The organism is Azospirillum sp. Sh1 (assembly GCF_008365135.1).
GTDB lineage: Bacteria > Pseudomonadota > Alphaproteobacteria > Azospirillales > Azospirillaceae > Azospirillum > Azospirillum oryzae.
In genome coordinates, this window is the sequence record NZ_VTTK01000039.1 from 20,735 (window position 1) to 33,510 (window position 12,776).

A 12,776-nucleotide genomic window follows, 5' to 3' on the forward strand; every position below is an offset into this window, starting at 1 on the left:
TTTGACCAACTCCAAGTCCGAAGGGGCGCCCGCCCCTTTACGAGAACTCCCGCACCGTGTGCAGGTGGTTGAGCGGGCCGTGGCCGTGGCCGAAGCCGGGCGCGGTCAGGATCGCCGTCTCCACATAGCGGCGGGCGCGGGCCACCGCGTCGCGGGTGGTCATGCCCTGGGCCAGACCGGCGGCGATGGCCGACGACAGGGTGCAGCCGGTGCCGTGGGTGTGGGGGGTGTGGACACGGCGGCCCTCGAACACCGTCTCGCCCTCCTCCGTTAGCAGCAGGTCGTAGAGGGTGTCGTTCTCCAGATGGCCGCCCTTCAGCAGAACCGATTTCGGGCCGAAGCTGAGCATCAGTTCGGCGGCGCGGCGCATGTCGTCCAGGTCGCGGATCGGCAGGTCGGTCAGCGCCTCGGCCTCCGGCAGGTTGGGCGTCACCACCTCGGCCAGCGGCAGCAGGCGCCGGCGCAGGGTCAGCACGGCGTCGGGATCGAGCAGATGGTGGCCGCTCTTGGCGATCATCACCGGATCGAGGACCAGGGGGACGTTGACCGCCCGTTCCTCATACTCGGCCGCCACCGCCTCGATGACGGGGGCGTTGGCGAGCATGCCGATCTTCACCGCGTCGGCGCCGATATCTTCCAGAACCAGCTTCATCTGCAAGGCGACGAAGGCCGGATCGACCGGCACCACGCCATAGACGCCGGTGGTGTTCTGCGCCGTCAGGGCGGCGATGGCGGTCATGGCATAGGCGCCGAGCGCGCTGACCGCCTTGATGTCGGCCTGGATGCCGGCGCCGCCGCCGGAATCGGAGCCGGCGACGATCAGGACGCGGCCCTTGATGGTGTTGTCGCTCACGCTGCTGTCGCTCATTGCGCGGCCTCCAGGCTGCGGGCGGCGCTGGCCTGAATGGCCCCGGCGATGTCGGCGACCACGCTGTGGACCAGCGTCTCGTCGTCGCCCTCCGCCATCACGCGGATCAGCGGCTCGGTGCCCGACTTGCGGATCAGGACGCGGCCGCTCGCCGCCAGCCGTGCTTCGCCCTCCTTGATCGCCTGCTGGACGACGGCATCCTCCAGCGGCTTGGTCCCGGCGGAGAAGCGGACGTTGGTCAGCTTCTGCGGCACCGGATCGAAGACGCGGCAGACCTCGCTGGCCGCGCGGCCGTCGGCCTGGATCAGCACCGCCAGCACCTGCAGCGCGGCGATCAGCCCGTCGCCGGTGGTGGAATAATCGGACAGCACGACATGGCCCGACTGCTCGCCGCCGACATTGTAGCCGCGCTCGCGCATCATCTCGACGACATAGCGGTCGCCGACGGGGGTGCGGGCCAGATGCAGGCCGAGGCCGCCGAGATGGCGTTCCATGCCGAGGTTGGACATGACGGTGGCGACCACGCCGCCGCCGCGCAGGGTCTGCGACCGCGCCCAGGAGGTGGCGATCAGGCTCATCAGCTGGTCGCCGTCGATCGGGCGCCCGGCCTCGTCCACCATGATGAGGCGGTCGGCGTCGCCGTCCAGCGCGATGCCGAGATGGGCACCGTGGGCGACCACCTGTTCCTGAAGGGTCTGGGTGGCGGTGGCGCCGCAGCCCTTGTTGATGTTGGTGCCGTCGGGGCTGACGCCGACCGGGATCACGTCGGCCCCCAGCTCGTACAGCACCTTGGGCGCGACCTTGTAGGCGGCGCCGTTGGCGCAATCGACGACGATCTTCAGCCCGTCGAGCCGCAGGCCGCGCGGGAAGGTGTTCTTCACATATTCGATGTAGCGGCCGGTGGCGTCCTCCATCCGGCTGGCGCGGCCGAGATCGGCGGGACCGGCAAGATCGGGGGCGAAGGGCAGCGCCATGCGCCGCTCGATCGCCGCCTCCACCTCGTCCGACAGCTTGTAGCCGTCGGGGCCGAACAGCTTGATGCCGTTGTCCTGATAGGGGTTGTGCGAGGCGGAGATCACCACGCCCATGTCGGCACGGAGCGAGCGGGTCAGCATGGCGACCGCCGGGGTCGGCAGCGGCCCGACCAGCACGACGTCCATCCCCATGGAGATGAAGCCGGCGGTCAGCGCCGGTTCCAGCAGATAGCCGGACAGGCGGGTGTCCTTGCCGATCACCACCCGGTGGCGGTGGTCGCCGCGGCGGAACTGCAGCGCGGTCGCCATCGCCACGCGCAGGGCCGTTTCGGCGGTCATCGGGTCGATGTTGGCGGTGCCACGGATGCCGTCGGTGCCGAACAGGTGTCGCGTCATGAAAACCTCGTGCAGAGACCGTCTCCAGCCCCGGATGTCGGATCCGGTGGCGGGAAACGCAAGCGAAGGATGTTTCTTCGCCCGGCAGCCGGGCCGGGTCAAGGCCCCATCGGCGGCTGCGCGAAAGGGTTACAGGCGATGCAGCCCCTCCCACACCGCGCGGGCCTGCGCGGTTTCGGCCACGTCGTGGACGCGCAGGATCTGCGCACCCTGGTTCAGCGTCTCCAGCCCGGCGGCGAGCGAGCCGGCAAGCCGTTCCTTCGGCGGCTCGCCACGCGACAGGCGGCCGATGAAGCCCTTGCGCGACAGGCCGATCAGCACCGTGCAGCCCAGGGCGTGGTACAGCGAGGTGTGGCGCAGGATGTCCAGATTGTGCTCCGTCGATTTGCCGAAGCCGATGCCGGGATCGACGGCGATGCGCTCCGCCGGCACGCCGGCCGCGGCGCAGTGGGCGATCCGCTCCTCCAGCCAGTCGAACACGTCGAGCGCTGCGTCGCGGTAGGTCGGGTTGGCCTGCATGGTGCCGGGATCGCCCTGCATGTGCATCACCACCACCGGGGTGCCGGTGCGCGCGACGACCGGCAGGGCCTGCGGGTCGCCCAGCCCGGCGATGTCGTTGACGATGCGGGCACCGGCTGCGGCGGCGGACTCCATCACGCTGGCGTGGCGGGTGTCGACCGAGACGGTCGCTCCCTTCGCGGCGAAATGGCGGATGACCGGCAGGACACGCCGCTCCTCCTCCTCCGGCGGGACCGGGACGGCACCGGGGCGGGTGGATTCGCCGCCGATGTCCAGGATATCCGCACCGGCGGCCAGCATCGCCTCGCCATGGGCGATGGCGGCGCCGGGGTCGAGGAAATCGCCGCCGTCGGAGAAGCTGTCGGGCGTGACATTGACGATGCCCATGATTTGCGGCCGGTCGGGTGCCAGCCCGGCAAAGGGCGCGCGGGCGCGGGTCAGGGCGCCGAGTTGGCGGTCCAGCGCCTCCGCCACCGTGCGGGAGCGTTCCCAGCCCCAGGCCATGATCTCCGACAGCGGCGCGAAGGCGCGGTCGATGCGGGAACCGGCATCGCGGACGATCAGTTCGGCGGTGGAGAAGGCGAAGCGCCCGCCGGCCAGCGGCACCGCCGCCCCCTTGGCCCAGGCGGCGATGGGCATCAGGCCGATGGGGCGGAGGTAGACCCGGATGCCCTCCTCCGCCGCCCAGGGGCAGAAGCCGGCGAGCGATCCGGCAGCCGATTTGGGCGCGGCTTTGGCGGCGGGCTTTGCGGAGAGCGGCGGCATCGGGGGTCCCCTTCACGTCACGGGCTGGCGATACCGTTCCTGGCACGCGACCGGCGGGATGGCAAGGGGATGAGAGGTCAGGCACGGAGCCATGCGGTTCGGGATACTTGGGCTACCCCTCACCCTCCCCGCCTTCGGCGGGTCCCCTCCCTCTCCCGGGGCGGGAGAGGGCAATTTAGCCCCGCCGCGCCAGCCCGCCCTTCAGCTTCAGCACATAGGTGATGACCTCCGCCACCGCCTGATAGTGCTGGAGGGGGATGGTGGCGTCGACCTCGGCCGAGGCGTGGAGGGCGCGGGCGAGCGGGGGGTTCTCGACGATGGGGATGTCGTGTTCCTGGGCCAGCGCGCGGATGCGCAGCGCGATCAGGTCGGCGCCCTTGGCGAGGCAGATTGGGGCGGCGGTGCGGCCGCGCTCGTATTCCAACGCCACGGCGAAATGGGTGGGGTTGGTGATGACCACCGTGGCGCGCGGGACGTTGGCCATCATCCGCTTCTTCGAACGCGAGCGGCGGATGTCGCGCAGGCGGGCCTTGGCGTTGGGGTCGCCCTCGATCTGCTTGTATTCGTCCTTGATCTCCTGGTGGCTCATGCGCAGCCGGCGGCGCCATTCCAGGCGGTTCCACAGCACATCCACCGCCGCCATCAGGACGGTCGCCAGCAGCACCGCCAGCAGCAGCCGCAAGGTCACGTCCCGCAGCAGCACGGGCAATCCGGCGACGTCCATGCCCACAGTATCCTCCGTCCATGCGATGTAGGGCGCCAGCGCGTGCCAGGCAGCAGCGCTGATGATGGCGAGCTTGACCAGGCTCTTGGCGAATTCGACCAGCGCCGGGCGGCCGGCGATCCGCTTCCAGCCCGACGCCGGCGACAGATGCGACCATTTCGGCCGGATGCGGTCGCTTGCGACGACGAACCGCCCCTGCCCCAGCGCCGACACCACCACCCCGCCAAGCAGGATGCCCAGCACCGGCAGCAGAGCCACCGCGACGCCGCCGATCAGCCAAGCGAGGCTGTGGATGACGTCGATGGCACTGCCGTCGATGCGGATGTCGTCGGGATTCTCGATCAGCGGCAGAAGCAGGGCCGACAGGTTCGAGGCGACGCCGGGCACCGCCATCAGCACGATCATCCAGGCGGCGACCATGGCGGACAGCAGGCCGACATCGCGGGCGCGGGGGACGTCGCCCTTTTCCGCCGCCTCGCGCAGTCGTTTTTCTGTCGGTTCTTCGGTTTTCTGTTCGTCGTCCTGCTCCGCCATGGGTCAAGACCCCGACAGCCAGCCGCCCAGCGCGGCGACGAAGGCGGTCAGCATCGCGCCGGCGGTCGCCATGAACAGGCCCATCCCCACCATCAGCACGCCGGGGGTGGCGACGAAATAGACGGGCATCGCCGGCATCACCCGGTTGACCAGCCCCAGCGCCACATTCACCACCAGCCCGTAGAGGATGAAGGGCGCCGCCAGCCCCACGCCCAACCGGAAGGTGGTCGCCAGCAGCTCGGCGAAGCGCTGGGCGACCATGCCGAGGTCGGGGAACACCCCCGCCGGCCAGGAGCCGTAGGAGCGGGCCAGCGCGCCGATCATCAGGTAATGCACATCCGATGCGAACAGCAGCGCCAGCCCGCCGATCAGCAGCACGCCGGACAGCACCGATCCGCCCTCGAACCCCGCGGCCTCCATGGAGAAGGGATTGCTGAGGCCGACGACCTGGGCCGTCAGCGCCCCGGTGGTCTGCAGGGCCGCCATGAACAGCCGGGCGCCGAGGCCGAGATAGGCGCCGACCAGCGTCTCCCCCGCCAGCGCGCGCAGCATCTCCACCAGCTGGTCCGGCATGCGCTCGGGCAGGCCATCCACCCCCGGCAGCAGAACCAGCGTGACGATGATCGCCAACGCCGCCCGCACCCGCATCGGCACCGCCGCCTCGCCGAAGCCCGGCAACAGGCCGATGGCCGCCGCCACCCGCGCCAGCACGATGAAGCCGCGATAGATCTCCAGGGTCAGGAACTGGCTCAAGTCCCCCATCGGCCCGTCCATCCGCCTACACCTGATCGACGGTCTTGAGCGACGCCTTGCGGTGCAGCTCGGCGTGGCTCAGCACCGGGGTCATCGGGCTGACCCGTTCCAGCAGCGAGCGGACGAAGGGCCGCACCTCCGCCCCCACCAGCAGGGCCGGCCAGACCTGGGAGGTCGCGTGCTTCTGGATCTTCAGGCGCACCGCGGTCAGGAACTCCTGCACCTGGCTGGGCGGCATGACGAAGCGGCGGTCGTCGCCCTCGACCACGATGTGGTCGAGCAGCGCCTGCTCCCAGCGCGGGCTGAGCGCGATGACCGAGACGAAGCCGTCGGGACCGGCCAGACCCTGGTGGATCTGCTGGCCCAGCCGCATCCGCACATGTTCGGTGATAAGGGTGATGTGGCGGGTCCAGCCCACCGCCTCCGCCACCGCCTCGACGATGGCCGGCAGGTTGCGGATCGACACCCGTTCCGACAGGAGCTGTTGCAGCACGCGCTGGAGGACGACCAGCGAGGTCTGGCTCGGCACCATGTCGTTGATGAGTTTCTGATACTCGCGGCCCAGCCCGTCGATCAGCTTCTGCAAGGCGGCGAAGGTCAGCAGGGTGGAGAGGTTGTCCTTGATGACCTCGGTCAGGTGGGTGGTGATGACGCTTTCCGGATCGACGACGGTGTAGCCCTTCGCCACCGCCTCTTCATGACGGGCCGGGTCGATCCATTTGGCTTGCAGGCCGAAGGTTGGCTCGCGCGTCGCGTCGCCGGCGATGTCGGGAACGGCGCCGCCGGTGGGGTCGATGGCGAGCAGGTGCTTCGGGCGCACCTCGCCCTTCGCCGCTTCCACCCCCATGATGCTGATGACGTAGCTCTTGGGCGGCAGGAAGCTGGAATCCTTGATGCGCACCGACGGCAGGACGAAGCCGAATTCGGTGGCGAAGCGCTTGCGCAGGGTCTTCACCTTGGTGGTCAGCGGGCCGTTCTTGTTCAGGATCAGCGGGACGAGGTGGTTGCCGACCTCCACCTTCACCTCGTCGACCTTCAGCATGTCCTCCACCGCCTCTTCCGGGACAGCGGGCGGCGCCTTGCGGCTTTCCTCCAGCTTGGCCAGCGCGGCGGCGCGGGCCTTGCGGCGCGGGGCGTACCAGCCGAGCGCGGCGAAGGCGGCGCCGATGGCGAGGAAGGGCGCCATCGGCAGGCCCGGCGTCAGCGCCAGCGCCCCCAGCAGCCCGGCCGCGACCAGCAGTGCCTTCGGATAGGCGCCAAGCTGGTCGATCACCGCCTTTTCGGCGGAGCCGATGTTGCCGCCCTTGGTCACCAAGAGGCCGGCGGCCAGCGATACCACCAGCGCCGGGATCTGCGTCGCCAGCCCGTCGCCCACCGTCAGGGTGGTGTAGGCGGATGCGGCGGCGTCGAAGCTCATCCCCTTCTGGACGATGCCGATGGCCATGCCGCCCAGCACATTGATGACGGTGATGACCAGACCGGCCACCGCATCGCCGCGCACGAATTTGGAGGCGCCGTCCATCGCGCCGTAGAAGGTGCTTTCGTCCTCCAGCTCCTTGCGGCGGCGGCGTGCCTCGGTCTCGTCGATCATGCCGGCGGAGAGGTCGGCGTCGATCGCCATCTGCTTGCCGGGAATGGCGTCCAGCGTGAAGCGCGCCCCGACCTCGGCGATGCGGGTGGCGCCCTTGGTGATGACGACGAAGTTGATGACCACCAGGATGCAGAAGATCACCACGCCGATGACGAAGTTGCCGCCCATCACGAACTGGCTGAAGCCCTGGATGACGTGGCCGGCGGCGCCGTGGCCGTTGTGCCCTTCGCTGAGGATCAGGCGGGTGGACGCGATGTTCAGCGCCAGCCGCAGCATCGTCACCACCAGCAGCACGGTGGGGAAGGAGGAGAAATCGAGCGGGCGTGGGATCCACAGCGACACCATCAGCACCAGCACTGCGACCGAGAAGGACAGCGCCAGCCCGAGATCGAGGAACCAGGACGGCACCGGCAGGAACAGCACCGCCAGCACCAGCAGGATGCCGACCGCGAACAGTACGTCGCGGTTCGCCAGCCCGATGTCGCCGAGCAGGCCGAACCGGCTGCGGACGTGATCCGTGAGGGTCATGGGGGTCCGGATGGGTTCGAGGGAGGGACACTTGTCCGGCAACGATAGGCGGGTGCGGTAAAACCGGGATTTAAACGGCTCCCCTGGGCTGTCATTGGCTCGGCAGCAGCGGGCGGGCCGGGCCGTCGGCGAACAGGCCGGACAGGAAGCTCAGCCGCCCGCGTTCCGCCGCGGTCCAGGTCTGGGCGGCGCCGCTGGGGCCCGCCGCCAGCGTCTCCAGATAGCCGAGCGCGCCGGCGACCCAGCGCAGATTGCCGGTCACCCGCTGGCGATAGGCCTCGCCGCGCTCGGACTGGGCGGAGTGGTAGCGGGCGATGGCGGTCTCCAGCGAACCGTGATCGCGGCGTAGCGCCGACAGGAAGGAGGCGGCATAGCGGGCGTTGGCGACCGGATCGAAAGCGGTGACGAGGTCGGGGAAGGCGTCGGGGTGCCAGCGCAGGTTGACCTGCAGGCAGCCGACATCGATGGACTGCACGCCGCGCGCCTGCGTTTCGCGCACGAAGGCGATTGCCGCGTCGCGGGTCGGGAAATAGTGGGACCGCCCTTCGGTGTTGACGGTCCAGGGCCAGGCGGTGAACAGCCGGTCCTCCGTCCGCCGGCCGGATTCGGTGAAGCCCATCGCCAGCAGCAGATGGTCGGAAATGCCGGCCGCCTTCTCCGCGTCGAGGATGGCGGCGATGCACTGCGCTTCCGGCGGCAAGGCTTTGGCAGACGTTTGGGGGGCGGGCTGGGACGGCGGTTGCGGCGGGGCGTAGAGCGCGGTGCTCCACACGCCGATCTGCGAGGGGTTGGCCGGCGGCGCCGCCGCACCGCCGGCCGGACTTACGAGCAGCCCGAGAAGGGGGATGACCGCTCGCAACCGGAGCATCAGTCGATGGCGACGATCAGGTCGCTCAGCCGGTCGGCGTAGGTGGCGAGCGTGCCGTACATGAAGGGCAGCGCCAGCACCGTCACCACCAGGATCGCGACGATCTTCGGCACGAAGGTCAGCGTCATCTCCTGCACCTGGGTCAGCGCCTGCACCAGCGAGATCGTCACGCCCACCACCACCGCCACGATCAGCGGCGGCGCCGCGACCAGTAGGGTCGTCCAGATGCCGCTGCGCAGCACCTCCAGCACGTCGGCCTGGTTCATGGGGGTGGTCCTTTGGTTGTGGGAGGTTGCGGCTCTACTTTGCCCCCTCCCTAACCCTCCCCCGCTTGCGCGGGAGAGGGAACTCCGCCGCTTCGCGAATAACTCACGCCGCCAAGCGTCCGGCCCCCTCTCCCGCGAAGCTCTCGCACAAAGCTTCGCTTTGTGCTGACGCGACAGGCGGACCGTAGGTCCGCTGAGAGCGGGGGAGGGATGGGGAAGGGGGCAGCACCGCGGCTCAAACTGCGATCCGCATGATCTCCTGATACGCCTGGACCATCTTGTCGCGGATGGCGACGACGCTCTGCACCGTCATCTCGGCGGCGAGGACCGAACGCACGACGTCCTGCGCGCTGGCCTTGCCCGACACGGCGGCGAGCGAGACGCGCTCGCTCTCCTTCAGCGTGTCGACGGCCTGCGAGATCGACTTGTCGAGGAAACCGCCGAAGTCGCTCTCGGCGCTGGCGGCAACCGCATCGGGCTGGCCGGCGGCGGACAGGGGCGACGTGGCCGCCTGGGTCTCGGCGAGGCCGCTGGCGATGGGGCTGCGGTTGGCGGCGTAGGCGGCGGCGACGCGGCCGACGGACATCTCGATCATGGGACGGCTCCTCAGCTGCGCAGCAGGTCGACGACGCGGGTCATCATCGCGCGCGACTGTTCGATGACGTTCATGCTGGCCTCGAAGGCGCGGCCGGCCTCGCGCATGTCCATCATTTCGATCAGCGGCTGCACGTTGGGCTTCTTGACATAGCCCTTGTCGTCGGCCGCCGGGTGCGAGGGATCGTAGGCGAGCTGGAAGTCGCTGCGGTCGCGGCCGATCTGCTTGACCTGCACCAGTTCCGCCCCCACGCCCCGGTCCATCACGCTGTCGAAGGACACCGTCTTGCGGCGGTAGGGATCGCCGCCCTTGGAGGTGGCGGTGCTGTCGGCGTTGGCGAGGTTTTCCGCCACCACGCGCAGGCGGGTCGATTGCGCCTGGAGCCCGGCGCCGGCGATCTTCAGCGTGGCGCCGAGGACATCGTTCATCATCGCTCGTCTCCGTCCTAAAATGCCGTCAGCCGTTCCGCCAGGCCATGCGCAGCATCTGCACATTGCGCTGGAACAGGCTGGTGGTCAGCGCGAAGGCATCGCGGGTCTCGCTGCCCTTGATCATCTCCTGCTCCAGCGACACCGCGTTGCCGCTTGGGGTCGATTCCCACAAGCCCGCCTTGCCCTCCTCGCGGTAGGGCGTGGCGGTGCGGCTGCCGGCCAGATGCAGGCCGGACGTGCGGGCGGTCTCCACCGGGCGGATGCCCTCCATGACGCTGTCGAAGGATTTCAGGTCGCGCGCCTGGTAGTCGGGCGTGTTGGCGTTCACGACATTCTCGGCGATCAGCTTCTGCCGCTGCGCCAGATAGTCGAGACGCGTGCCGGCAAGCTGGAAGAAACCGATTTTACTCAAATCCATTGCGACCTCGTTCCACCACATCTCACCGGAACACAAGGCCGGACGATGAGCCCGCCCGTTTAAAACCGGATTTAAATTCGCTGCTCTAGGCTGTCTCCATCGACAGGCATGATGGAGACAGCGCCGATGCCGGCACTCGCCACCCTGGCGGCGGAACTCGACCGGCTGCCGACGCGCCAGTGGCGCGGGGAAATCCGCTCGGCCGCCGGCATGACGCTGGAGGTCGACGGGCTGCAGCGCGTGCTGTCGGTCGGCGACAAATGCCATGCGGAAACCCTGCGCGGCGGGCGCGTGCTGTGCGAGACCATCGGCTTCCGCAACGGCCGCTCGCTGCTGATGGCCTTCGACAACTTGGATGGTGTGGCGGAGGGATGCGCCGCCGTCACCGACGACACCGCCTTCATGCTGCGGCCCGGTCCCGGCTGGCTCGGCCGGGTGGTGAATGCGCTGGGCGAGCCGATCGACGGCAAGGGTCCGTTGGCGAATGGCGAGCATCCGCGATCCTTGCGCCAGCCGCCGCCGGCCGCCTGCGCCCGGCGCCGGGTGGGGGCGCGGCTGGACAGCGGCATCCGGGTGATCGACAGCTTCGTGCCGCTCTGCCGCGGGCAGCGGCTGGGCGTCTTCGCCGGGTCGGGCGTCGGCAAATCGACGCTGCTGGCGATGGTCGCCCGCCATGCCGAGGCCGACGCCATCGTCATCGGACTGATCGGCGAGCGCGGGCGCGAGGTGCGCGAATTCATCCAGGACGATCTGGGGCCGGAGGGGTTGGCGCGTTCCGTCGTCATCGTCGCCACTTCCGACGAGCCGCCGCTGATGCGCCGTCAGGCCGCGCTGCTGACGATGACGGTGGCGGAGGAACTGCGCGATTCCGGAGGCCAGGGGGGCAAGCATGTGCTGTGCCTGATGGACAGCGTCACCCGCTTCGCCATGGCCCAGCGCGAGATCGGGCTGGCCGCGGGAGAGCCGCCGACCGCCAAGAGCTATCCGCCCAGCGTCTTCGCCGAGCTGCCCCGCCTGCTGGAACGCGCGGGGCCCGGTCCGGAGGGTGATGGAGAGGGGGACATCACCGCCATCTTCACCGTGCTGGTGGACGGCGACGACCATGACGAACCCATCGCCGACGCGGTGCGCGGCATCCTCGACGGGCATCTGGTGCTGGATCGCAAGATCGCCGAGCAGGGGCGCTATCCCGCCGTGAACCTGCTGCGCAGCGTGTCGCGCACACTTCCCGGCTGTCACGACGCGCGGGAGAACCGCATCGTCGGCCGCGCCCGCGCGCTGGCCGCCACCTATGACGGCATGAAGGAGATGATCCGGCTCGGCGCCTACAAGCGCGGCACCGATCCGGAGACCGACGCCGCCATCGACCTGCACCCGCAGCTGGAAGACTTCCTGCGCCAGGGCAAGGACGACCCCTCCCCCTCCGCCGAGAGTTTCGCGCGGCTGGACAGGCTGCTCGCCGCCATCGGAGACCATGCATGAGCGTCAATACCAGACTGGCCGCCCAGGCCGTCAGCCCGCCGACCGCCCAGCGCAAATCGAATGAGCCGGAGGAAACGCTGGCCGACAGGATGAGCGTCGGGTTCGACGACCTGCTCGACGTCGTCAACCCGCTCCAGCAATTGCCGGTGGTGTCGTCGGTCTACCGCGAGGCGACGGGGGAGAGCATCTCGATCCCCGCCCGGCTGGCCGGCGGTTTCCTGTTCGGCGGCCTGCCCGGCCTGATCGGCAGCGCCGCCATGGTGGCGTTCGAGGAGGTCACCGGCGACAGCGTGCTGGGCCATATCGGCAGCCTGCTGGAGGACGGGACGGAGACGGCGGCGGAGGGCGCGCCGGCCGGGACGCTGCCCTGGATGGGCGGCGGCGATGGGAGTGGCGGCGATCCCGCCCTGCCCTCCCCCCAGTCCTTGGCGGAGGCATTGCGGCGCAAGTCAGGGGCGGAGGCGGGAGACGTGGCGGCAGCGGTGCCGGCGGGCGAACAAGCGGCGCCGCAGCTGTTGGCGAAGCTCTACAGCATGGAAGCCACGGCGAAGGCCGGCGCGCCGGGGACGGTGCGCAAAACGGGGTGACCAACCCGCGCTTGCATGGCACCGCCGGGCGCGGTTCAATGATCGGCACCGGGTTCCATGATGAACAGGCGGGCAGTGGACGAAAGCAAGGATATGGGCATGGCGAAGGGCCGGCGGCGGCTGTGGCTCCTGGTTGGCCATGGCGCGGTCGGACTGGCCACCGCCGGGGCGTTCCTGCCCATCCTGCCCACCGTCCCCTTCCTGCTGGTCGCCGGCTGGGCCTATGCCCGCGGCAATCCCGAACTGCGGGAGCGGATGCGCAACGACCCGCGGTTCGGCCGTGCCGTGCGCGAGTGGCAGGACCGCGGCGCCATCCCGGTGAAGGCGAAGGTCATGGCGGTCGGCGGCATGTCGTCCAGCTTCGCCGTGCTCGCCCTGTCGTCGCCCGGCTACCCGGTGCTCGCCGGCACCGGGTTGGCCATGGCGGCCGTGGCTGTGTATGTGGTGTCGCGTCCGCCGCCTTCGGACGGATAGGCT

At 69.7% G+C, this 12,776-nt stretch carries 14 protein-coding genes; 3 read left to right on the plus strand and 11 right to left on the minus strand.

Going from position 1 to position 12,776, the window contains the following annotated elements:
* Positions 1 to 37: 37 nt before the first annotated feature.
* The 11 genes from thiD to FZ029_RS27320 all read right to left on the minus strand — a co-directional run bounded on the left by thiD (position 38) and on the right by FZ029_RS27320 (position 10,230).
* Positions 38 to 868, minus strand: a complete 831-nt coding sequence (gene thiD / locus FZ029_RS27270; protein WP_149272806.1) for a bifunctional hydroxymethylpyrimidine kinase/phosphomethylpyrimidine kinase — start codon at positions 866 to 868, stop codon at positions 38 to 40.
* The gene (gene glmM, locus FZ029_RS27275) at positions 865 to 2,238 is read right to left on the minus strand and encodes a phosphoglucosamine mutase (RefSeq protein WP_149272807.1); all 1,374 of its coding nucleotides are present in this window, start codon (positions 2,236 to 2,238) and stop codon (positions 865 to 867) included. Before glmM ends, thiD begins: the two co-directional genes overlap by 4 nt.
* 129 nt (positions 2,239 to 2,367) lie before the next feature.
* A complete protein-coding gene (gene folP, locus FZ029_RS27280; RefSeq protein ID WP_149272808.1) occupies positions 2,368 to 3,522 on the minus strand; it encodes a dihydropteroate synthase in 1,155 nt (384 codons plus the stop codon).
* A 175-nt stretch (positions 3,523 to 3,697) separates the two neighbouring features.
* Entirely contained in the window at positions 3,698 to 4,780 is a 1,083-nt protein-coding gene (gene flhB, locus FZ029_RS27285; RefSeq protein ID WP_149200653.1) for a flagellar biosynthesis protein FlhB, read from the minus strand.
* Between the two features lie 3 nt (positions 4,781 to 4,783).
* On the minus strand, positions 4,784 to 5,542 hold the full coding sequence (locus FZ029_RS27290) for a flagellar biosynthetic protein FliR (RefSeq protein ID WP_188052069.1): 759 nt from the start codon (positions 5,540 to 5,542) through the stop codon (positions 4,784 to 4,786).
* Between the two features lie 16 nt (positions 5,543 to 5,558).
* Complete coding sequence (gene flhA, locus FZ029_RS27295) at positions 5,559 to 7,652, minus strand: flagellar biosynthesis protein FlhA (protein WP_149272810.1); 2,094 nt, start codon at positions 7,650 to 7,652, stop codon at positions 5,559 to 5,561.
* A 91-nt stretch (positions 7,653 to 7,743) separates the two neighbouring features.
* Positions 7,744 to 8,520, minus strand: a complete 777-nt coding sequence (locus FZ029_RS27300; protein WP_149272811.1) for a lytic transglycosylase domain-containing protein — start codon at positions 8,518 to 8,520, stop codon at positions 7,744 to 7,746.
* Positions 8,520 to 8,786: a flagellar biosynthesis protein FliQ gene (gene fliQ / locus FZ029_RS27305; protein WP_149200656.1), complete on the minus strand. Its 267-nt coding sequence runs from the start codon at positions 8,784 to 8,786 to the stop codon at positions 8,520 to 8,522. Before fliQ ends, FZ029_RS27300 begins: the two co-directional genes overlap by 1 nt.
* A gap of 235 nt (positions 8,787 to 9,021) precedes the next feature.
* Positions 9,022 to 9,381 carry a flagellar hook-basal body complex protein FliE gene (locus FZ029_RS27310; protein ID WP_149272812.1) on the minus strand — a complete coding sequence of 120 codons (360 nt, stop codon included), beginning with the start codon at positions 9,379 to 9,381 and terminating at the stop codon, positions 9,022 to 9,024.
* Positions 9,382 to 9,392: 11 nt separating this feature from the next.
* Positions 9,393 to 9,812 (minus strand): flagellar basal body rod protein FlgC, encoded by a 420-nt coding sequence (flgC, locus tag FZ029_RS27315; protein WP_149272813.1) that lies wholly within the window; start codon positions 9,810 to 9,812, stop codon positions 9,393 to 9,395.
* A gap of 25 nt (positions 9,813 to 9,837) precedes the next feature.
* Complete coding sequence (locus FZ029_RS27320) at positions 9,838 to 10,230, minus strand: flagellar biosynthesis protein FlgG (RefSeq protein ID WP_149272814.1); 393 nt, start codon at positions 10,228 to 10,230, stop codon at positions 9,838 to 9,840.
* A 126-nt stretch (positions 10,231 to 10,356) separates the two neighbouring features.
* Between FZ029_RS27320 and fliI the strand changes: the two genes are divergently transcribed.
* The 3 genes from fliI (at position 10,357) to FZ029_RS27335 (ending at position 12,773) form a co-directional block, all read left to right on the plus strand.
* On the plus strand, positions 10,357 to 11,712 hold the full coding sequence (gene fliI / locus FZ029_RS27325; RefSeq protein WP_149272815.1) for a flagellar protein export ATPase FliI: 1,356 nt from the start codon (positions 10,357 to 10,359) through the stop codon (positions 11,710 to 11,712).
* Positions 11,709 to 12,299 (plus strand): hypothetical protein, encoded by a 591-nt coding sequence (locus tag FZ029_RS27330; protein WP_149272816.1) that lies wholly within the window; start codon positions 11,709 to 11,711, stop codon positions 12,297 to 12,299. Before fliI ends, FZ029_RS27330 begins: the two co-directional genes overlap by 4 nt.
* Positions 12,300 to 12,398: 99 nt before the next feature.
* On the plus strand, positions 12,399 to 12,773 hold the full coding sequence (locus tag FZ029_RS27335; RefSeq protein ID WP_247892526.1) for a YbaN family protein: 375 nt from the start codon (positions 12,399 to 12,401) through the stop codon (positions 12,771 to 12,773).
* Positions 12,774 to 12,776: the final 3 nt, after the last annotated feature.

Bases quoted from the DNA above. Each gene is read 5' to 3' on its own strand.
- thiD (WP_149272806.1), bottom strand. From the start codon at position 868: ATGAGCGACAGCAGCGTGAGCGACAACACCATCAAGGGCCGCGTCCTG.
- glmM (WP_149272807.1), bottom strand. From the start codon at position 2,238: ATGACGCGACACCTGTTCGGCACCGACGGCATCCGTGGCACCGCCAAC.
- folP (WP_149272808.1), bottom strand. From the start codon at position 3,522: ATGCCGCCGCTCTCCGCAAAGCCCGCCGCCAAAGCCGCGCCCAAATCG.
- flhB (WP_149200653.1), bottom strand. From the start codon at position 4,780: ATGGCGGAGCAGGACGACGAACAGAAAACCGAAGAACCGACAGAAAAA.
- FZ029_RS27290 (WP_188052069.1), bottom strand. From the start codon at position 5,542: ATGGGGGACTTGAGCCAGTTCCTGACCCTGGAGATCTATCGCGGCTTC.
- flhA (WP_149272810.1), bottom strand. From the start codon at position 7,652: ATGACCCTCACGGATCACGTCCGCAGCCGGTTCGGCCTGCTCGGCGAC.
- FZ029_RS27300 (WP_149272811.1), bottom strand. From the start codon at position 8,520: ATGCTCCGGTTGCGAGCGGTCATCCCCCTTCTCGGGCTGCTCGTAAGT.
- fliQ (WP_149200656.1), bottom strand. From the start codon at position 8,786: ATGAACCAGGCCGACGTGCTGGAGGTGCTGCGCAGCGGCATCTGGACG.
- FZ029_RS27310 (WP_149272812.1), bottom strand. From the start codon at position 9,381: ATGATCGAGATGTCCGTCGGCCGCGTCGCCGCCGCCTACGCCGCCAAC.
- flgC (WP_149272813.1), bottom strand. From the start codon at position 9,812: ATGATGAACGATGTCCTCGGCGCCACGCTGAAGATCGCCGGCGCCGGG.
- FZ029_RS27320 (WP_149272814.1), bottom strand. From the start codon at position 10,230: ATGGATTTGAGTAAAATCGGTTTCTTCCAGCTTGCCGGCACGCGTCTC.
- fliI (WP_149272815.1), top strand. From the start codon at position 10,357: ATGCCGGCACTCGCCACCCTGGCGGCGGAACTCGACCGGCTGCCGACG.
- FZ029_RS27330 (WP_149272816.1), top strand. From the start codon at position 11,709: ATGAGCGTCAATACCAGACTGGCCGCCCAGGCCGTCAGCCCGCCGACC.
- FZ029_RS27335 (WP_247892526.1), top strand. From the start codon at position 12,399: ATGGCGAAGGGCCGGCGGCGGCTGTGGCTCCTGGTTGGCCATGGCGCG.